Here is an 18,992-nt window from a genome sequence, read left to right on the forward strand (position 1 = left end):
ACGCGTCCTTCTCCCCCGGCTTGCGCTGGAAGGAGCAGTACGCGCACGAGGCGGTGCACACGTTGGTCATGTTGAGGTGGCGGTTGACGTTGAAGTGGACGACGTCACCGTTCTTGCGCGTCCGCACCTGGTGGGCCAGCCCGCCGAGCCACGCCAGGTCGTCGGACTCGTAGAGCGAGATCCCGTCCTCGCGGGTCAGCCGCTCACCGGCTTCGACCTTCTGCTCCAGTTCGCGCTTGAGTCCCGCGTCCACCAGTGCTCCTCAATTCCTCGCCGTACCGAACTCCGCCACCGTACGCCTAGCGCTCCTCGGGGAGGTCTCCGACCCGGTTCTCCCACTTGGTGGAGAGCACGATGGTGGTACGGGTGCGCGAGACGCCCTTGGTGGAGCTGAGGCGGCTGATCGTCTTCTCCAGGCCGTCCACGTCGCCCACGCGGACCTTGAGCATGTACGAGTCGTCGCCCGCGATGAACCAGGCGTCCTCGATCTCCGCGAGGTCCTTCAGCCGGTGCGCCACGTCCTCGTGGTCGGCGGCGTCGGAGAGCGAGATGCCGATGAGGGCCGTGACCCCGAGGCCGAGCGAGGCCGCGTCGACGGTGGCGCGGTAGCCCGTGATGACACCGGCGGATTCCAGCCGGTTGATGCGGTCCGTGACGCTGGGCCCGGAGAGCCCGACGAGCCGCCCGAGCTCGGCGTACGAGGCCCTGCCGTTCTCCCGGAGGGCCTGGATGAGCTGCCTGTCCACCGCGTCCATATGACTGAAACCTTCCATTGTTCAGCAGTACCGCAAGTCTACGTGTAGAATCTAAGGCGCGCAGGCATTGGAGCCTGCAAATCTTCTCGCACAACCAAAAATCGCTTACGAATCTTCAGGAGTGACGTCACCGTGTACACGATCGAGATGGCCTACGCCCGGATGCGCGAGCTTCAGGACCTGGCCAACCGCTCGCGTGCCCACCACCCCGCCGCCGCCCTCCGGGCCGACCGCGCCCGCGGTCCCCGGCGCGCGCCCAAGAAGCGCTGACCCCCGCCGGATCACCCGGCGGTCAGCCCGGGGAGCCGCCACCCAGCTCCCCCTCCCAACGGCGGTACAGCCCGTGCGGCACACCCGCCGCGTCCAGCACCCGCCCCGCGACGAAGTCCACCAGATCCTGGATGTGCGTCGCCCCCGCGTAGAAGCCCGGCGAGGCGGGCAGCACGACCGCGCCCGCCTCGTCCAGGGCCACCAGCTGCTTCAGCGTCTGCCCGCTCAACGGCGTCTCCCGGACCGCGACGACCAGCTTCCGCCGCTCCTTGAGCGTCACGCTCGCCGCCCGCTGCAACAGGTCCTTCGACAGCCCGAGCGCGACCCCCGCCACGCACGCCGTCGAGGCCGGGACGATCAGCATCCCCTTCGCCGGGTACGACCCCGAGGACGGCCCCGCGGCCAGGTCACCGGCCGCCCAGTGGCGTACGCCCGACAGGTCCACGTCGAAGGTCTCCGGCTTCCCGTCCGCGCCGCGCGCCAGCCAGGCCGCCAGGTCCTCGCGCCAGTGCGCGTCCCGGTAGGCGATCCCGGTCTCGTCCAGGAGCGTCAGCCGCGAGGCCCGGCTCACGACCAGGTCCACGCTCTCCCCCGCCGCCAGCAGCCCACGCAGCACCGCGGCGGCGAAAGGGGTGCCCGAAGCGCCGGAAACCCCGACAATCCAAGGCATTCGCTGCTGCTGGCTCACTGAAGACCGGGAATCCACACCCCCGAGCCTATCCGGCACCGCTCACACCGTGAGCCCGCGCACCACCAGATCCAGCAGCGCGCACACGAAGAGCGCGATCCCGATGAAGCCGTTGACCGAGAAGAACGCCCGGTTCAGCCGCGACAGGTCGTGCGGGCGCACCACCCGGTGCTCGTACACGAAGGCCACCGCGACGATCACCATGCCGATCCAATAGAACGCCTGCGCGTCCGTGGCCAGGCCGAACCAGACCAGCAGGCCCGTCGTCACCACGTGGCACACCCGCGCGCCCCAGAGCGCGGCCGGGATGCCGAAGCGCGCCGGGAAGGACAGCACCCCGTGCGCCCGGTCGGCCTGCACGTCCTGGCAGGCGAAGATCAGGTCGAAGCCGCCGATCCAGATGCCGACGGCGAGCCCCAGGATGACCGCGTCCCCCGACCAGCTGCCGGTCACCGCGAGCCAGGCCCCGACCGGGCCCATCGCCTGGGCGAACCCCAGGATGGCGTGCGGGAAGTTCGTGAACCGCTTGCCGTACGGGTAGACCACCATCGGGATCACCGCGACCGGCGCCAGCGCCAGGCAGAGCGGGTTCAGCAGGGCGGCGGCCCCGAGGAACACGACGACGGCGACGAGCGCCCCCGTCCACGCCGACTTCACCGACACCGCACCGGTCACCAGCTCACGGCCCGCCGTGCGCGGATTGCGGGCGTCGATCTCGCGGTCGATGATCCGGTTCGCGGCCATCGCGAACGTCCGCAGCCCGACCATCGCGACCGTGACCAGCAGCAGCGTGCCCCACTGGATCTCCCCGCCGTCGAGGAACATCGCGGTCAGGGCGGCGATGTACGCGAAGGGCAGCGCGAAGACGGAGTGCTCGATCATCACGAGCCGCAGGAAGGCCTTCACCCTGCTGTTCGGTTGTGCGGGCCCCGATCCCAGGGTCGCTTCGGCTGCGCTCACAGTCCGTATTCCTTCCATCGGCGGTCCACCAGGGCCGCCGTCTCCGGGTCCGGCTCGACCATGTCCGGCCAGCCCCCGTCCCGCGTGTACCCCTCCTCGGGCCACTTCCGCGTCGCGTCGATGCCCGCCTTGCCGCCCCAGAACTGCTGGTACGAGGCGTGGTCGAGGTGGTCGACGGGGCCCTCGGTGACCACCAGGTCGCGGGCGTAGTCGGTGTTGCCGAGCGCCCGCCAGGACACCTCGTGCAGGTCGTGGACGTCGCAGTCGGAGTCCACGACGACGATCAGCTTCGTCAGCGACATCATGTGCGCGCCCCAGATCGCGCTCATCACCTTCTGCGCGTGCTTCGGGTACTTCTTGTCGATCGAGACGATCGCGCAGTTGTGGAAGCCGCCGGACTCCGGCAGGTGGTAGTCCACGATGTCCGGAACGATGATCTTGAGCAGCGGCAGGAAGAAGCGTTCGGTGGCCCGCCCCAGCGGCCCGTCCTCGGTCGGCGGCCGGCCCACCACGATGGACTGGAGCAGCGGCCGCTTGCGCATGGTCACGCAGTCGATCGTCAGTGCGGGGAACGGTTCCTGCGGGGTGTAGAACCCGGTGTGGTCGCCGAACGGCCCCTCGGGGAGCGTCTTGCCGGGCTCCAGCCACCCTTCGATGACGACCTCGGCGTTGGCCGGGACCTGGAGCGGCACGGTCTTGCAGTCGACCATCTCGATCCGCTTGCCCTGGAGGAACCCGGCGAACAGGTACTCGTCGATGTCCTCGGGCAGCGGCGCGGTGGAGGCGTACGTGACGGCGGGCGGGGCGCCGAACGCGATGGCGACCGGCAGCCGCTCCCCGCGCCGGGCGGCGACCTGGTAGTGGTTGCGGCTGTCCTTGTGGATCTGCCAGTGCATCCCGATGGTGCGCCGGTCGTGGCGCTGGAGCCGGTAGAGCCCGAGGTTGCGGATGCCGGTCTCGGGGTGCTTGGTGTGGGTGAGCCCCAGGTTGAAGAAGGAGCCGCCGTCCTTGGGCCAGGTGAACAGCGCGGGCAGCCGGTCCAGGTCCACGTCGTCGCCGGTGAGGACGACCTCCTGGACGGGCGCGTTCTCGCCCTTCACCTTCTTCGGCGGCACGTGCACCATCGACCCGAGCTTCCCGAAGGCTTCCCGCACCCCGACGAACCCGTGCGGCAGCTCGGGCCTGAGCAGCCCGCCGATCTTGTCGCTGATCTCGCCGTAGGACTTCAGCCCGAGCGCCTTGAGCAGCCGCTTGTCGGTGCCGAAGACGTTCATGGCCAGGGGCATCGAGGACCCCTTGACGTTCTCGAAGAGCAGCGCGGGCCCGCCGGCCTTGTTCACCCGGTCGACGATCTCACCGACCTCCAGAAACGGGTCGACCTCGGCCTTGATGCGCTTGAGCTCGCCCTCGCGCTCCAGAGCCCGGAGGAGGGATCGAAGATCGTCGTAAGCCATGAGGACAAGTTTGACATCCTCCCCGGCGGCGGCCGCCAGGGCTCCCCGCATCAGCCATCGACCGACGCGACGGCACGCCGGAAGACCGACGGCCCGGTTGACGCTTCACGGCCCGGGCCGACGCCTGGAGGGCTCCACGTCCTGTAACCGCCATGCCCGGCGGCCAGAGTGTTCTTCGCCCCGACCACATCCGCGTGCTCGGCGTGGGAGCAAGCTGTGCACACGAACTCCGCTTGGCTCTTGCGGGAGGCCGCGTCGACACGCTTGCACACCGGGCACGTCTGGGACGTGTAGGCGGGGTTGATCTTTCTGATGCGGGTGCCGGTGGTCCGGGCGGCGCTACGGAGCGCCGTTTCCAGTCCGTACCAGCCCTTGTCGAGAATGACCCGGTTAAGGCCGCTCTTCTGCGCGACCATTCTTCCTGGCTTCTCCACGCTTCCCTTGGCGGAGGCGGTCATGCCGCGTGTGTTCAGGTCCTCGATCACAACGAGGGCGTTTCCGTTCACCAGCGCACGTGCCGTCTGCGCGTGGAAGTCCCGACGGCGACGGGCAACCCGCCCCTTGATCGCGGCCATGGCCGCCTTGACCCGCTCTCGACGCCGAGACCCCTTGCGTGCCCGTGCGAGCCGCCGCTGAAGGCGTACGTATCGCTGGGCCTCGCCGGGTGACGTGAAGCGACGGGCGAAGAATCCGCGTCCCGACACCGGATCGGCGTCCGAGGTGACAGCGGCCGTCTTCACACCTCGGTCGACGCCGACGCGGCCACGCTCCAGGGAGACGGTCCGTTCCTCCTCCGGAGTATCGACGAGGAACGATACGTACCAGTGCCGCCCTTCGCGACGCAGTGTCAGCGAGCGGACGACGCCACCCAGCGCCCGTGACAGGCGGAACCGGACCCAACCGAGTTTGGGGAGCTTCACACGCGCCCACTTCCGCGAAAGCTGCTGCACTCGCAAGTTCCGGCCTTCAGGAAACCGCATCGACGGCTGCCAGCTCGCCTTCGACTTCCACCGCACGGCCCACGTGCCGTGCACGCGGCACGCCTTGTCCAAGTCCATCAGCAGTTGCTGAAGTACGTGTCCGGGCGGCTCGCGAAGCCACGCGAACTGCTCGTCGCGCTTCGCCTCGACCAGTTGTCGGGCCTGCTCCTGGTACGAGATCCAGGCGCCTCGCCGCCTGTATGCCTGGCGCTGCTCCAGCGCCGTGTTCCAGACGGCCCGGCAGACTCCGCCGTAGCCTTCAGCGGCGGCGATCTGCTCCGCCGTCAGTTCCGCCCGGTATTTACGCCCCGCAAACACGGTCGGGCTCCGCTTCCTGTCCCACTCCCCCGCCACACCGCAGCCGCATCCCCCTGCTTTCCGAAACGCGCAGCGCGTCCGTCAGGCACTCGGCCAGCCTCGCGGCAGCGAAACGCAGCTCTGCGACTGTGGACCCGGCGGCGGTGATGATCGGCTTGGCGCAGTCGAGGACTTCCGCGCCCATGCTGAGCTGCACGGCCTCCATCTCGTCCGCGACGCGCGACACGTAGCCGTGGCCGTCGGTCTGCAGGTAGCAGGGCCCACCGTCGGGCCGGGTCCACGGGAGTAACCGGGCGTGGAGGAAATCGGTGTGATCCGAAGTGCTCATGAGCCGAGATTGGACCGGTTGACCGGTCCAATCAAGCTAATCGCCGTCACTTCCACCCATCGGGTAGCTCTCCACCTGCTCCCAGAGGTGAGCCGGTGTCACGCCCTCCTCGCACACGAGGACACGGCCGTCGCCGTCGCTCGCCACGTGCAGGACGACCGCAAGCGCGGCCGGTACGTCGAGCCCGAGGCTTGCGGCCTCCGTCTCGGAAGCGAGCCGCACCGAGGTCACGTCCATTCCACGAGCCGGGGACCTGCCAGTCGTCCGCGCCACATAGTGCGTGGTCCCTTCCGGGATCGGCCCCCTCTGTGCCAGCTTCGGGCAGACGTCCGCCACCTCCTCCGGGAACCAGGCCGTGACCAGCGACAGCGGCGAGCCGTCGTCGAGGAGCATGAGCCGATCCCGGCGGAGGGCGAGTTGTCCGGGTCCGAGCCCCATCGCGTCCGCGATCCTCGTGGGCGGCTTCTCCTTCTCCGGCACTCCCAGACGCCTGAACGGCCGCCCGCCGGACACCCGCGTCGATCCGGCGGAACGGCGCCCGGCGGGCCGGGCCACCGGAGTCTCCACCACCGTGAAGCCCGAACCCTGCCGGGCAACCACAAGCCCGTCACCACGCAGTACGTCCATCGCCTTGATGACGGTGGCGCGCGAGACCGACCACTGCTCGCACAGGTCGCGCCCGGAAGGCAGCAGGTCACCCGGCCCGAACTCGCCGTCCGAGATCCTGGCGCGCAGGGACTCCGCGATCTGCTCGTACTTCAATTGCGGCACTGTGATCTCCTGGTAGCTGGACAGGTCAACCGGTTAGGTTAGCCGAGAGATACACCCGCCTCGGCTTCGGCCCGGAACAGGACGGTCTCATGACGGCTTACCAAGTCCCGGCAGGAATCATCGAGTTCTACTCAGCCACCATCAACGAGTCCGACCGGCTCTCCGGCCCCGCCGACGGCGTCCTGGAGATGGTCCGCACCCAGGAGCTGCTGCGCCGGCACCTGCCACCCGCACCCGCTTCCGTACTGGATGTCGGCGGCGGCCCCGGCGCCCACGCCCGCTGGCTCTCCGCCGACGGCTACCGCGTGCACCTCGTGGACCCCGTACAACGGCACCTCTCCGAGGCCGAGGGCTCCGGGTGCAGCGTCGAGCTGGGGGATGCCCGGGCGCTGAGCGCGGCCGACGACTCGTACGACGTGGTTCTGGTCCTCGGCCCGCTCTACCACCTCGTGGAAGCCGCCGACCGGAAGACCGCCCTGGCGGAGGCGTACCGCGTGGCCCGGCCCGGCGGACTCGTCGCCGCCGCCGGCATCAACCGCTACGCCTCGCTCTTCGAGCACACCGCACTCGCCCACCTCGACCGCGACTCGCTCCAGCAGGGCATCGCCAAGATCCTGGACACCGGATCGCACGACGGGAAGAAGGGCTTCACGGAGGCCCACTTCCACACGGGCGCCGAACTGGATGCCGAATTGCGCGACGCGAGACTGACCGGCACCCGGGTGTACGGCGTCGAGGGACCCACCTGGGCCCTCCTGAAAGCGGCCGAGCGCCACACGGGGGAATCCCTGGTCGGATCGCGCCTGTTCGCCTCCGCGCTGGCGGCCGCCCGCATGGCAGAACCGTACCCAGAGCTGCTCGCCGCCAGTTCCCACCTGCTCGCCGTGGGGCGTAAATGACACCCGCTACCCTGGGCCCGTCACCGGGGCGGGGCAATGCCCCGCCAACTCTTCTCGGGGGGACTTCTCCACCATGTTCCGGGCCCTGATCTACCTTCTGCCGCTGGCGCTGACGATCTTCGCGTTCATCGACTGCCTGAACACCCCGGAGGACGAGGCCAAGCACCTGCCGAAGATCGCCTGGGTCTTCATCATCCTGCTGTTCTGGATCGTCGGCCCGATCGTGTGGCTGGCCGCGGGCAAGGTCCGCCAGGTGCCCGCCGGAGGCCGTACGCCCTCCGAGTGGCACCGCAACCACCGCCAGCAGTGGGTCGCGCCGGACGACAACCCGGACTTCCTGAAGACGCTGAAGGAGGAGAACAAGAAGGACGAGGCGGTGCTCAAGGACTGGGAGGCGGACCTGCGCCGCCGCGAGGAGGAGCTGAAGCGCCGCGAGAACGGCACCGAGGAAGCTTCCTAGGCGGCACCCGCCGGGTCCAGGAGGCGGGCGAGGGTACGGCGGCCCAGCGCGCTCATCGGCGGATTGCTCTCCGCGTAGTACTGGACCAGGCCCATCGCCTGCTCGAACGCCCACGCCCTGCCGCGCTCCCACTCCGGCTCGTCGCAGCCCAGGGCCCGCCGGAACACCTCGCGCGGCCCCGGCCCCAGCAGGTGCCAGGCGCCGACCAGGTCCAGCGCCGGGTCCGCCGGGCCGAAGCCCCCGGTGTCGAGCACGCCGCCGAGCCGGCCGCCCAGGACCAGGACGTTGCCGGGGATCAGGTCGCCGTGGCTCATCACGTCGGGGCTCGTACGCGGCAGCTCCCGGAAGCCGGTCCACAGCGCGCGCAGCGGGGCCACGTCGAGCAGGCCCTCGCTCCGCTCGAAGCACGTGGCCATCCAGCCGTCGTGGTCGGCGATCACCCCGCCGCGTCCCCCGCCACTGAAGGTCCGCCCGTGCGTCTCCGCGCCCCGGAGGCCGGCGACGAAGTCCGCGAGGTCCTGGGCGAAGGCGTCGGACCCGGCCGGATCGGCGTCGAAGGCGTTGGTCCCGGGCAGCCAGGTCTGGACGGCCCAGGGCATGGGGTAGCCGGCCCCGGGCGCGCCCAGGGCGACGGGCTCCGGGGCGGGGAGGCGGGAGACCCGCGCGAACTCCGCGGCCGCCCGCGCCTCCTGTTCCAGGGCCGCCAGCGTTTCGGCGGGGTCGGCCCGGTGCAGCGGGAAGCGCGCGGAGAGGCGGTCGCCGATGCGGAAGATGGTGTTCATCGTGCCGGTGGAGGCCAGGGGGCGGACGGCCTCGCCGGCCCACTGCGGGAACTGGTCGCGGATCAGGGCCGCCACGGTCTCCGTGGTCACGTCCACCTGGTCGTCGTGCATGGTCATGCGGTGCCCCTCCCCCGGGGAAAGACCGCTGCCCGCCCCGGCGGACCGGTGGCGGGCAGGAGTCGTGGTGTGCGTCAGACGCCGGCGTACGAGTGCTTGCCGGTGACGAAGATGTTGACGCCGTAGTAGTTGAAGATCCAGCAGCCGAAGGCGATCAGGGCCAGGTAGGCGGCCTTGCGGCCCTTCCAGCCGGCGGTGGCGCGGGCGTGCAGGTAGGCGGCGTAGGCGACCCAGGTGATGAAGGACCAGACCTCCTTGGGGTCCCAGCCCCAGTAGCGGCCCCAGGCGTCCCCGGCCCAGATCGCGCCCGCGATGATCGTGAACGTCCACAGCGGGAAGACGGCCGCGTTGATCCGGTACGAGAACTTGTCGAGGCTCGACGCCGACGGCATCCGGGAGAGCACGGAGTGGGCGAAGGTGCCCGGCTCCCCGCCGTTCGCGAGCTTGTTCTCGTAGCTGTCGCGGAAGAGGTAGATGAGGGTGCCGATGCCGCCGATGAAGAACACGGCGCCGCAGATGATGGCGGTGGAGACGTGGATCCACAGCCAGTACGAGTGGAGCGCGGGCACCAGCTGGTCACTGGAGGTGTAGAGCACCGTGGTCGCGAGGCCGAGGTCGAGCAGGATGGCCGTGACCAGGATCAGGCCCATCCAGCGGACGTTCTTCTTCAGCGCGAGCAGGATCAGGTACGCGCCGACCGCCACCGTGGAGAAGGTGATGGAGAACTCGTACATGTTGCCCCAGGGCGCGCGCTGCACGGACAGCGCGCGGGCGACGACGCCGGCGGCCTCGACCAGGAACGCGAGGACCGTCAGCGAGACCGCCATCCGCCCGTAGAGGTCGCCCTTGAACGTGCCGCCGGCGGCGCCGGGCCCGTCCGGGACGTCCCGCGAGCCGGTGGCGGACCGGGTGATGACCTTGGGCTTCTCCAGGACGGCGGTGCCCCCGCCCTGGGTGGCGACCTGGACCTTCACCGTGCCGGCCGTCGCGGCGGCCTCCTCGGTGGTGAGCGCGGCGGCGGTGCGGCCGACCTTGCTGCGGCTGCCGAACACCCACTCCGCGATGTGCGCGAAGAAGGCCAGGGTGTAGACGGCCATCGACGAGTAGATCAGCACATTGCTGGTGTGTGCCAGGTTCTCGTTGGTTGCGGCGGCGAGATTCACTTCTCAGCCCCTTCGGCGGGTTCTACGGAGGACGCCTCGGCGACGTCGCTGTCGGTGCCGGGCGCGGTGGGCGCCTCGGCGTTGAGCGTGACCGCGAGGTCGGCCAGCTCCTCGGGAAGCTTCGCGGACTCGCTGCGGCCGAGCCCGGCCATCTCGACCACGGTGACGCCGTCGGCGCCGCGCGCGGCCCGGATCCAGACGCGTCGGCGCTGGATGAACAGGGAGCCGGCGAGGCCGGCGATGGCGGCTACGGCGCCGGTGAGCGCCCAGCCGCTGGCGGGCTGCTCGGAGATCTGGAAGCTCGCCCACTCCTGAAGGCCCTCGAAGGTGATGGAGCCGGCCCCATGGGGCAGCTTCATCGTCTCGCCGACGAGGAGGCGCTGCTTGAGCTGGTCGCCGTTGGAGTCCTTGAACTCCTTCATCTTGGCCGTGTCCAGCTGGTACACGTTCTGCGCGATGCCGGAGTCGACGCCGACCGAGCCGTGGTAGCCGTTGAGGGCGAGTACGGGGAAGTCGGCGGCCGGGAACTGGGACCACATGGTGCCCTTGCCCTTGCCCGCGAAGGTCGGCACGAAGAACGCCTGGAAGCCCAGCTGCTCGGTCTTGCCGTTCTTGTCGCGGTAGCCGTCGAGCACCTTGATGGCGCCGCTCGACGTGACGTTGTTGTCGATCGGCAGCAGCGGGACGGCGGCCTTGTAGACCTCCTTGCCCCGGCCGTCCTTGACGGAGACGACGGGAGCGTAGCCGTGGGCGTTGAGGTAGACCTTCGTGCCGTGGACGACGAGGGGTTCGTTGACCTTGATGACCTTCTTCTGCGGCTTGCCGTACGCGCCGTCGGAGAAGGTCACGTGCGCCTCGTACGTACGCGGGGTGCCGATCTGCGGCCCCTTGCGCTCGTACGTGCCGATGAAGTCGTCCAGCGTGAAGCTGAACGGGGTCAGCGACTCGTCGTCGTACAGCGAGCCGGACTTGAAGTTGTCGTACTGGGTGATCGTGTTGGAGAACCCGTCGCCCTCGACGACCAGCTTGGCGCCCTCGTACTTGAAGAGCTGGCCCCAGGCGAAGGCGACGAGCATCACGATGAGCGCGATGTGGAAGACCAGGTTGCCGGCCTCGCGCAGGTAGCCCTTCTCGGCGGCGACGGCGTCACCGGCGAGGTGGGCCCGGTAGCGGCGCTTGCGGACGATCGCGAGCGCGGCCTCGTGGACCTTCTCCGGCTCGGCCTCGGTGCGCCAGGTGGTGTACGCGGGCAGCCGGGTGAGGCGCTTGGGGGCGCCCGGCGGGCGGCTGCGGAGCTGGCCGACGAAGGTGGCGGTGCGCGGGACGATGCAGCCGATGAGCGAGACGAACAGCAGGATGTAGATCGCGGAGAACCACACCGAGCTGTAGACGTCGAAGAACTGGAGCTTCTCGTAGATCGGCGTGACGACGGTGTGCGCGTCCTTGAACGTCTGCACCTTCAGCTCGTCCACGCTGTTCTGCGGGATCAGCGAGCCGGGGATGGCGCCGAGGGAGAGCAGGAAGAGCAGGATCAGCGCGACCCGCATGGAGGTGAGCTGGCGCCAGAACCAGCGGATCCAGCCGATGACGCCCATGGCGGGGAGGTTCGCCAGGGACTCCTCGCGGGGGGCGGTGGAGAGCTGGGAGCCGGCGGCGCCGAGCTCAGTGGCGTTCTCCTGGTCCCGCTCCTGGGAGGGGTTGGACGTGGTGTTGCTCATTGGTACTCAGATCCCCACCTGGAAGCCGGCCGACCAGCCCTGTAGTTCCTGCATCATGCTGCCCCACGCGCCGGTGAGCAGGAGCAGCCCGGTCACGATCATCATGCCGCCGCCGATGCGCATGACCCAGGCGTAGTGGCGCTTGACCCATCCGAACGCGCCGAGTGCCTTGCGGAAGGCGACGGCGGCGAGCACGAAGGGGATGCCCAGGCCCAGGCAGTAGGCGACGGTCAGTATGGCGCCGCGTCCGGCGGTGCCCTGGTCCATGGCGAGGATGGACACCGAGCTGAGCGTGGGCCCGAGGCAGGGGGTCCAGCCGATGCCGAAGAGGGCGCCGAGCAGCGGGGCGCCGACCAGGCCGGTCACGGGCTTCTTGTGGATACGGAATTCGCGCTGTGTCATCCACGGCATGAGGCCCATGAAGAAGACGCCCATGAGGACCATCAGCACGCCGAGCACCTTGGTGAGGGGCCCGCTGTTGGCCTGGAGGGTGTCGCCGAAGTAGCCGAAGAGGGCGCCGCCGGAGACGAAGACGGCGGTGAAGCCGACGACGAACAGCGAGGCTCCTGCGACCATGCGGCCGCGCCGGGCCTCGGCGAGGTCGGCGCCGCTGACCCCGGTGACGTAGCTGAGGTAGCCGGGGACGAGCGGCAGGACACAGGGCGAGAAGAACGAGACGAGCCCGCCGAGCAGGGCGATGGGCAGGGCGACCAGGAGGGCCCCGTTCATGACCGTGTCGTTCTGCAGGGCGGCGGCGAGGGTGCTCACCTGATCACTTCTCCGCGATCAGCGGGTCGAGCATCTTGTGCAGATCGGTGTCGTCCATGGGGCCCACGAAGCGGGCGGCGAGCTTGCCGTCCCGGTCGATGACGACGGTGGACGGGATGGACTGGAGCCGGAAGGTGCCCTTGGGGAAGCGCAGCAGGAGCTTCCCGGTCCGGTCGTAGAAGCTGGGGTAGGGGGTCTCGTGGCTCTCTTCGAACTGCACGGCGTTGCTCTTGGAGTTGTCGCGGGTGTTGATGCCCACGAACTGCACGCCCTTGTCCTTCGTGGCCTCGGCGACCTGCTTGAAGTACTTCGCTTCGAGCCGGCAGGGGGCGCACCACGAGCCCCAGGCGTTCAGGACGATGATCTTGCCCTTGTAGTCGGCGAGGTCGAGCTGCTTGCCGTCCACGGTCTCGCCGGCGAGGTCCGGTGCGTCGACGCGCTCGTCCTTGGGCGCGGTGGCGATTCCGCCGGTGCCCGTGACGAAGTTGGTGTCGCCGCCGCCGCTGGTCTTGTTGCCGGAGTCGCACGCGGTCAGCGTCAGTGCGAGCGCGGCGGCCGCCATGGGGGCGGCGAGCAGCGTGAAGCGGCGTCGGGGTGCGCGGCCATGGCTCATGTGAAAAGTTTCGCATGGCCGTTCCGGAGATCTTGGGCACCCCCCTCGGTGCCCGTAAAGCCCGTTGTCAGGCTCGTTTAAAGAAGGTGTTCCAGCCGCCGGCGGGTGCTTCGCCGACCTGGAGTGTACGGAGCTTGGCGAGGACCGCCGGGTCCTGGACGTCGAGCCAGTCGACGAACTGCCGGAAGGAGACGAGGCGCACATCCGGTTTCCCGGCGATGTGCTTGAGCGCTTCTTCGACGGCGTCCATATAGATACCGCCGTTCCACTCCTCGAAGTGGTTTCCGATGTAGAAGGGCGCGCGGTTCGTCTCGTAGGCGCGCTTGAATCCGCTGAGGTAGGACTGCGTGGCCTGTTCGCGCCAGCCGGGATAGCGGGAGGGCATTCCCTTGGTCGAGTTCTGCGACTGGTTGGCGAGGATGTTGTAGTCCATGGAGAGGACTTCGAAGGTGTGCCCGGGGAACGGGATGCCCTGGAGCGGCAGGTCCCAGACGCCCTGGCGTTTGACGGGCCAGACCTGGGTGCCGCCGGGCGAGCTGGCGTCGTAGCGCCAGCCGAGCTTCTTGGCGGTGGGCAGCAGGTTGTCCTGGCCGAGGAGGCAGGGGGTGCGGCCGCCGACGAGTTCCTTGCGGTAATCGAAGGGGAGCGATTCCTCGTCGTTCCAGCCGGTGTTGGTGCGCCATTGGGTGACGAAGGAGATCGCCTGGTCGATTTCGCTCTGCCACTGGGCGGGGGTCCAGTTGGCGACCGATCCGGATCCGGCGCAGAAATGCCCGTTGAAGTGGGTGCCGATCTCGTGGCCGTCGAGCCATGCCTGCCGGACGTTCTTCAGCGTCTCCTTGACGTGGCCGTCGGTGAGATAGCCGATGTCGGAGGCGCCGACGGGGTTGTTCGGCGGGCGGTAGAGCGTTTTCTTCGATTCCGGCAGGAGATAGATGCCGGAGAGGAAGAAGGTCATCGACGCGTCGTGTTCCCGGGCGAGTTCCAGAAAGCGCGGGAAGAGCCCGTTGCCGACCTCGCCGGCCCCGTCCCAGGAGAAGATCACGAACTGCGGCGGCTTCTGCCCGGGTTCCAGGGGCACGGGAGCCTGCGGCTGCTTCGGCTGCTTCCCGGTATAGGCGGTGGAACCGTCGCCGATCGCGCGGACATCCTTCTTGTGCCCGGTGCCCTTCGAGGTACCGCCGGCCGCCTTCTCGCCGGTGGCGCCCTTGTCGGGGCTCGGGCTTCCGTCTCCGGCGCCGGGGCCGGCGGAGCCGGTGGCGCCGCACCCCGCCATTCCGGCGGCGGCCGCGGCGCCGAGACCGGCTCCGAGCAATCCCCTTCGGCTGATCTCACGCATGCGGCTTCCCATCTGCGGTCGTTTTGCCTTAATCCATACAAACTGGCAATCGCTTAGATGGGAGGAGCCACACGGAGGTTCCCCCGGATAGCACAAAATTCTTTACGAAACCAGACCCGGACGCCGACCGAACAGAGGTACGTAACTTCAGCCCGCGGGGCCGCTACGCGCCGAACCCCTTCGAGGCGCCCTTCACCGGCTTGGCCCCGGCCCGCAGGTGCGCGGGGACCAGGTCGCGGGCCGGCTCCGAGTAGCCGACGGAGACGATCTTGTCGCCCCGGTACGTGAAGGTGGTCAGCGAGGCGAGGGTGCACTGCCGCTTGCGCGGGTCGTGCCAGAGCCGCCGCCGCTCCACGAAGCTGCGGACGATCCAGATCGGCAGCTGGTGGCTGACGCAGACCGCCTCGTGCCCTCGGGCCGCGTCCCGCGCCGCGTCGAGCGCGCCCATCATGCGGACCACCTGCTCGATGTACGGCTCGCCCCAGGACGGCCGGAACGGGTTCGTGAGGTGCTTCCAGTTGTCCGGCTTGCGCAGCGCGCCGTCGCCCACGCCGAAGGTCTTGCCCTCGAAGACGTTGGCGGCCTCGATGAGCCGGTCGTCCGTGGCGAGGTCCAGGCCGTGCGCCTTGGCGATCGGGGTCGCGGTCTCCTGGGCGCGCTCCAGCGGGGAGGCGACGGCGTACGTGATGTCGCGCTTCTCCAGGTGCTCGGCGACCCGGTCGGCCATCTGCCGGCCCAGCTCGGAGAGGTGGTACCCGGGGCGGCGCCCGTACAGCACGCCCTCCGGGTTGTGCACCTCGCCGTGGCGCATCAGGTGGACCACGGTGATGTCGTCGGGGTTCTTCTCGCTCATGCGGTGGCCTCCGAGGCGGCGCGGGCGGCGGCGGGCAGGGCGGCGGCGATGCGCTCGACGGCCTGCGCGTCGTGGGCGGTGGACACGAACCACGACTCGAACGCGGACGGCGGGAGGTAGACCCCCTGCGCCAGCATCGAGTGGAAGAACGGGGTGAAGCGGAAGGCGTCCTGCCGCTTGGCGTCCTCGTAGTCACGGACGGGCCCGTCCGTGAAGAACACGGAGAACATGTTGCTCGCCGCCTGGACGGTGTGCGCGACGCCCTCCTTGTCCAGGGCGGCGCTCACCAGACCCCGGATCTCGGCGGAGACCGCGTTCACCTTCGCGTACGCGGCGTCGTCCAGCAGCCGCAGCTGCGCGAGCCCGGCGGCGGTGGCGACCGGGTTCCCGGACAGCGTGCCCGCCTGGTAGACCGGGCCGGCCGGGGCCAGGTGCGCCATCACGTCGGCGCGCCCGCCGAACGCCGCGGCCGGGAAGCCGCCGCCCATGACCTTGCCGAAGGTCATCAGGTCCGGGCGGACCCCGTCGACGCCGTACCAGCCGGCCTTCGACGTACGGAATCCGGTCATCACCTCGTCGGAGATGTACAGCGCCCCGTTGGCGGCGCACAGCTCCTTGAGCCCCGCGTTGAACCCGTCCAGCGGCGGGACGACGCCCATGTTGCCCGGCGACGCCTCGGTGATCACGCACGCGATCTCGCCCGGCCGCGCGGCGAACGCGGCGCGCACGGCGTCCAGGTCGTTGTACGGCAGCACGATCGTGTCGCCCGCCTGCGCACCGGTGACCCCGGGGGTGTCCGGCAGCCCGAACGTCGCGACGCCGGACCCGGCCGAGGCGAGCAGGGCGTCCACGTGGCCGTGGTAGCAGCCGGCGAACTTCACGATCTTGGCCCGGCCGGTGAACCCGCGGGCGAGGCGGATCGCGGACATCGTCGCCTCGGTCCCCGACGACACAAGCCGCACCTGCTCGACCGGCTCGACGCGCGCGACGATCTCCTCGGCGAGCGCCACCTCGCCCTCGCCGGGCGTACCGAACGAGGTGCCGCGGGCGACGGCCTCCTGGACTGCGGCGATCACCTCGGGGTGGGAGTGGCCGAGGATCATCGGCCCCCACGAGCACACGAGGTCGACGTACTCCCGCCCGTCGGCGTCGGTCAGGTACGGACCGGAACCGGACACCATGAACCGGGGCGTACCGCCCACGGCACGGAAGGCTCGGACAGGAGAGTTCACGCCGCCGGGCGTCACGAGGGACGCGCGGTCGAAAAGCGTCTGCGAAACTGGGGCGTCATAGGGAAAGCTCACACATGCCATGGTGTCAGAGCCACGGACGGTCTTTGCGGACAGGTGTTTCACCGCACGCCCGTGGGGGAGGTCACTGACACGATGATCGGGTTGCACGGCGGGGGCTGTGCCTCCTAGTGAGTAGTCGGGTGGATGAGATATGCATCGCGGTGGCGGAGTGGGCGAAGGGACCGACGGCCCGGGGCCCGAGCCTGCCCGGCGTGGCCGGCACCGGCGGCGCGAGGCCGAGCACACGCAGGGCATACAGGCCGGTGAGGCGCGGACAGGCGGCGGAGCCGGGAGCGGGAGTGGTGGCCGGGTGGGGGTGACCTACAAATATTTCGGTGCTCCCGACGGGGCCACCGCGGCACGCGTGCCCATCTCCATGCGCCCCGAGGAGCTCGGCGGCGACGAGCTCGGTATGGGCGGCATGTTCACCAAGATCAAGCCGGAGACGGTGGCCGCGATGGTCCTCACCGGTATCCAGGGCATACCCCTGCACAAGGTCCCCCCGCTGGAACTGGTCGTCCTGCACCCCGACTACGCGGTGGTCAAGCTCCCCATGACCGTGGTCGACCCGCTGCGCGGCGTCGGCGAGGAGTCGGTCGGCGCCGCCGCCTTCATCTGGTCCACGGTGCCGGACCGGGGCGGCCCGCGCGACGCGTTCAACGTCTACCAGCTGCTCCACGAGTGGCAGGACTTCAGCCACCGGCTGCACGACGCGGGGCACCAGGCGTACTGCCTGGTGTGGCCCTGACGGAGGGGGTTCGGGCCGCCCCCGGCTACCACACCCGGTACACCCGCCCCGTCTGCGCGCCCTCGATCGAGCGGACGTACGCCGTGGCCACGCGGGCCGCCGGGACCGGTTCGATGCCGGCGAAGAAGGGGCCGTAGGCGGGCAGGGACTCCTCGGCCACCGTGGGGCTGACCGCGTTGACGCGCTGGGGCGGGAGCTCGATCGCGGCGGCCCGGACGAACGCCTCCACCGCCCCGTTCGCCGCGGAGGCGGCTGCGCCGGCCGCGATGGGCTCCTCGGTCAGGATGCCGCTGACCAGGGTGAACGAGCCGTGCGGGGGCAGGTGGGCCGCGCCCTGGCGGACCAGGTCGAGCTGGCTCAGGGCCTTGCCGCGGAACGTGGCCGCGAAGTCGTCGGCGGTCAGATCGGCGAGCGGGCGGAACACCGCGTCGCCCGCGGTGACCGCGACCGCGTCCAGCGGGCCGGCCTCCGCGTACAGCCGGGCGACCTCGTCCGGCCGGGTCACATCGGCCACCAGATCACCGCCCGAGCGGCCGGCCCCGATCACCGTGTGACCGCGTGCCGTCAGCGCCTTCCGTACCGCACCGCCCAGCGTGCCCGCCGCGCCGACCAGGAGAATCCGCATCTCGCACCGTCCGTCCATCGTGTGTTCAGGGAGGCCGGGAGGGCCCCGGCACCTCCGACGCTACGGACCCCGAAAGCGGGGCGGAAATGCCGTCTGCGCAGGGGCTATGCTCCTCAGGCATGGATGATGTGGAGCTGCGCCACCTCAGGGCGCTGGACGCGGTGGCCGAGGCGGGCACCATCACCGCGGCCGCGGTCCGGCTGCACATGACGCAGCCCGCCCTCTCGCGCACGCTGGCCCAGCTGGAGTCCCGGGTCGGCGTCCGGCTGGTCGACCGCTCGCCCCGGCACCTGACGCTGACCTCGGCCGGGAAGACCCTGCTCGGGCACGGGCGGGCGATCCTCGCCCATCTCGACGCGGCCCTCGCCGACGCCCGTACCGTCTCCCGGCCCCTGCGCATCGGCTACACCTGCGCGGTGCTCGGGCGGCAGACCGTGCCGCTGCTGCGCTCGTGGCGCCGGGCGCACCCGCACATCCCGCTGGACGTGGTCCGGCAGGACAACAGCACGGCGGGGCTGGCCACCGGGGACACCGATGTCGCCGTGCTCCGTACCGTCCCCGCCGACCCCCGCATCCGCACCGAGGCGCTGTACACCGAGGACCGGGTCGCCGCCCTGCCCGACGACCACCCGCTCGCCGGCCGGGACCGGGTCCTGATGGCCGAACTGACCGCCCGCCAGGCCCTCCCCCTCGCCCTGTGGCCGGACACCGGCACCGCCTCGCCCGGCCTGTGGCCGCCGGAGCACCGCCCGGACCGCACGGTCGAGGTCGGCAATGTGGACGAGTGGCTGAACCTCATCGCCGCCGGGGGCGCGTTCGGTCTGGGCGCGGCGGGGACGGCCGAGAGCCACGGCCACCCGGGCGTCCGGTTCGTCCCAGTGGCCGACGCGCCCGCCGCGACCGTCTACCTCGCGCGTCCCGTTCATCCCACGCATCCGCGTACGGAGGACTTCCTGGCGGCGGTCCGGGACGTGGTGAGCGGCGGCTGAGCCGGACCGCGCGCCCGCCTGCGCTCAGGTGCTCGAAGGACACCTGTAGGCCGGCCGTATCCGGCCATTCAATGGCCGAAGAATGATCTTCAGCCGGCCCGC

Annotated in this window: 21 protein-coding genes and 1 pseudogene; 5 read left to right on the forward strand and 17 right to left on the reverse strand. The window is 70.2% G+C overall.

Annotated features, from left to right (window positions below):
- Both ABZ565_RS30295 and ABZ565_RS30300 read right to left on the reverse strand, forming a co-directional pair.
- Positions 1 to 253: pseudogene (locus tag ABZ565_RS30295) on the reverse strand (aminofutalosine synthase MqnE); the annotation flags it as partial.
- A gap of 46 nt (positions 254 to 299) precedes the next feature.
- A complete protein-coding gene (locus ABZ565_RS30300; RefSeq protein ID WP_361033830.1) occupies positions 300 to 755 on the reverse strand; it encodes an Lrp/AsnC family transcriptional regulator in 456 nt (151 codons plus the stop codon).
- Between the two features lie 132 nt (positions 756 to 887).
- Here ABZ565_RS30300 and ABZ565_RS30305 point away from each other — a divergent pair, with 132 nt between their 5' ends.
- A complete protein-coding gene (locus tag ABZ565_RS30305; protein WP_361033833.1) occupies positions 888 to 1,025 on the forward strand; it encodes a hypothetical protein in 138 nt (45 codons plus the stop codon).
- Between the two features lie 22 nt (positions 1,026 to 1,047).
- Here ABZ565_RS30305 and ABZ565_RS30310 read toward each other — a convergent pair whose 3' ends face one another.
- The 6 genes from ABZ565_RS30310 to ABZ565_RS30335 are packed head-to-tail and all read right to left on the reverse strand — an operon-like array spanning position 1,048 to position 6,524.
- A complete protein-coding gene (locus tag ABZ565_RS30310) occupies positions 1,048 to 1,713 on the reverse strand; it encodes a UbiX family flavin prenyltransferase (RefSeq protein WP_361033836.1) in 666 nt (221 codons plus the stop codon).
- A 42-nt stretch (positions 1,714 to 1,755) separates the two neighbouring features.
- On the reverse strand, positions 1,756 to 2,673 hold the full coding sequence (gene mqnP, locus ABZ565_RS30315) for a menaquinone biosynthesis prenyltransferase MqnP (RefSeq protein ID WP_361033839.1): 918 nt from the start codon (positions 2,671 to 2,673) through the stop codon (positions 1,756 to 1,758).
- Complete coding sequence (locus ABZ565_RS30320) at positions 2,670 to 4,127, reverse strand: menaquinone biosynthesis decarboxylase (protein ID WP_361033842.1); 1,458 nt, start codon at positions 4,125 to 4,127, stop codon at positions 2,670 to 2,672. The genes mqnP and ABZ565_RS30320 overlap by 4 nt, the downstream gene beginning before the upstream one ends.
- 50 nt (positions 4,128 to 4,177) lie before the next feature.
- Positions 4,178 to 5,425, reverse strand: a complete 1,248-nt coding sequence (locus ABZ565_RS30325) for a transposase (protein WP_361033845.1) — start codon at positions 5,423 to 5,425, stop codon at positions 4,178 to 4,180.
- Complete coding sequence (locus tag ABZ565_RS30330; protein WP_361033848.1) at positions 5,409 to 5,753, reverse strand: hypothetical protein; 345 nt, start codon at positions 5,751 to 5,753, stop codon at positions 5,409 to 5,411. The genes ABZ565_RS30325 and ABZ565_RS30330 overlap by 17 nt, the downstream gene beginning before the upstream one ends.
- A 36-nt stretch (positions 5,754 to 5,789) precedes the next feature.
- Positions 5,790 to 6,524: a GntR family transcriptional regulator gene (locus tag ABZ565_RS30335; RefSeq protein WP_361033851.1), complete on the reverse strand. Its 735-nt coding sequence runs from the start codon at positions 6,522 to 6,524 to the stop codon at positions 5,790 to 5,792.
- Between the two features lie 89 nt (positions 6,525 to 6,613).
- On the opposite strand from ABZ565_RS30335, the gene ABZ565_RS30340 reads away from it, so the two are divergent.
- The gene (locus tag ABZ565_RS30340; RefSeq protein ID WP_361033854.1) at positions 6,614 to 7,423 is read left to right on the forward strand and encodes a methyltransferase domain-containing protein; all 810 of its coding nucleotides are present in this window, start codon (positions 6,614 to 6,616) and stop codon (positions 7,421 to 7,423) included.
- A 73-nt stretch (positions 7,424 to 7,496) separates the two neighbouring features.
- On the forward strand, positions 7,497 to 7,883 hold the full coding sequence (locus ABZ565_RS30345; RefSeq protein WP_361033857.1) for a PLD nuclease N-terminal domain-containing protein: 387 nt from the start codon (positions 7,497 to 7,499) through the stop codon (positions 7,881 to 7,883).
- On the opposite strand, the gene ABZ565_RS30350 is transcribed toward ABZ565_RS30345, so the two are convergent.
- The 8 genes from ABZ565_RS30350 to hemL all read right to left on the reverse strand — a co-directional run bounded on the left by ABZ565_RS30350 (position 7,880) and on the right by hemL (position 16,549).
- Positions 7,880 to 8,782: an aminoglycoside phosphotransferase family protein gene (locus ABZ565_RS30350; protein WP_361033859.1), complete on the reverse strand. Its 903-nt coding sequence runs from the start codon at positions 8,780 to 8,782 to the stop codon at positions 7,880 to 7,882. The genes ABZ565_RS30345 and ABZ565_RS30350 overlap by 4 nt on opposite strands.
- Before the next feature lie 74 nt (positions 8,783 to 8,856).
- The gene (gene ccsB / locus ABZ565_RS30355; protein ID WP_361033862.1) at positions 8,857 to 9,945 is read right to left on the reverse strand and encodes a c-type cytochrome biogenesis protein CcsB; all 1,089 of its coding nucleotides are present in this window, start codon (positions 9,943 to 9,945) and stop codon (positions 8,857 to 8,859) included.
- The gene (locus ABZ565_RS30360) at positions 9,942 to 11,663 is read right to left on the reverse strand and encodes a cytochrome c biogenesis protein ResB (protein ID WP_361033865.1); all 1,722 of its coding nucleotides are present in this window, start codon (positions 11,661 to 11,663) and stop codon (positions 9,942 to 9,944) included. The genes ccsB and ABZ565_RS30360 overlap by 4 nt, the downstream gene beginning before the upstream one ends.
- A gap of 6 nt (positions 11,664 to 11,669) precedes the next feature.
- Positions 11,670 to 12,431 (reverse strand): cytochrome c biogenesis protein CcdA, encoded by a 762-nt coding sequence (locus tag ABZ565_RS30365; protein WP_361033868.1) that lies wholly within the window; start codon positions 12,429 to 12,431, stop codon positions 11,670 to 11,672.
- A 4-nt stretch (positions 12,432 to 12,435) separates the two neighbouring features.
- On the reverse strand, positions 12,436 to 13,044 hold the full coding sequence (locus ABZ565_RS30370) for a TlpA disulfide reductase family protein (protein WP_361033871.1): 609 nt from the start codon (positions 13,042 to 13,044) through the stop codon (positions 12,436 to 12,438).
- Positions 13,045 to 13,111: 67 nt separating this feature from the next.
- Positions 13,112 to 14,383: a hypothetical protein gene (locus ABZ565_RS30375; RefSeq protein ID WP_361033874.1), complete on the reverse strand. Its 1,272-nt coding sequence runs from the start codon at positions 14,381 to 14,383 to the stop codon at positions 13,112 to 13,114.
- Positions 14,384 to 14,546: 163 nt separating this feature from the next.
- Positions 14,547 to 15,236, reverse strand: coding sequence for a histidine phosphatase family protein (locus ABZ565_RS30380; RefSeq protein WP_361033878.1), 690 nt, complete (start codon positions 15,234 to 15,236; stop codon positions 14,547 to 14,549).
- Entirely contained in the window at positions 15,233 to 16,549 is a 1,317-nt protein-coding gene (gene hemL / locus ABZ565_RS30385; protein ID WP_361033881.1) for a glutamate-1-semialdehyde 2,1-aminomutase, read from the reverse strand. Before hemL ends, ABZ565_RS30380 begins: the two co-directional genes overlap by 4 nt.
- A gap of 130 nt (positions 16,550 to 16,679) precedes the next feature.
- On the opposite strand from hemL, the gene ABZ565_RS30390 reads away from it, so the two are divergent.
- On the forward strand, positions 16,680 to 17,276 hold the full coding sequence (locus tag ABZ565_RS30390; protein ID WP_073865012.1) for a hypothetical protein: 597 nt from the start codon (positions 16,680 to 16,682) through the stop codon (positions 17,274 to 17,276).
- Positions 17,277 to 17,301: 25 nt separating this feature from the next.
- Here the strand turns inward: ABZ565_RS30390 and ABZ565_RS30395 are convergent, their stop codons facing one another.
- Positions 17,302 to 17,901: a short chain dehydrogenase gene (locus ABZ565_RS30395; RefSeq protein ID WP_361033884.1), complete on the reverse strand. Its 600-nt coding sequence runs from the start codon at positions 17,899 to 17,901 to the stop codon at positions 17,302 to 17,304.
- Between the two features lie 119 nt (positions 17,902 to 18,020).
- Between ABZ565_RS30395 and ABZ565_RS30400 the strand changes: the two genes are divergently transcribed.
- The gene (locus ABZ565_RS30400) at positions 18,021 to 18,890 is read left to right on the forward strand and encodes a LysR family transcriptional regulator (protein ID WP_361033886.1); all 870 of its coding nucleotides are present in this window, start codon (positions 18,021 to 18,023) and stop codon (positions 18,888 to 18,890) included.
- Positions 18,891 to 18,992 lie beyond the last annotated feature (102 nt).

Origin of the sequence: Streptomyces sp. NPDC016469 (assembly GCF_040632905.1) — a bacterium.
Lineage (GTDB): Bacteria > Actinomycetota > Actinomycetes > Streptomycetales > Streptomycetaceae > Streptomyces.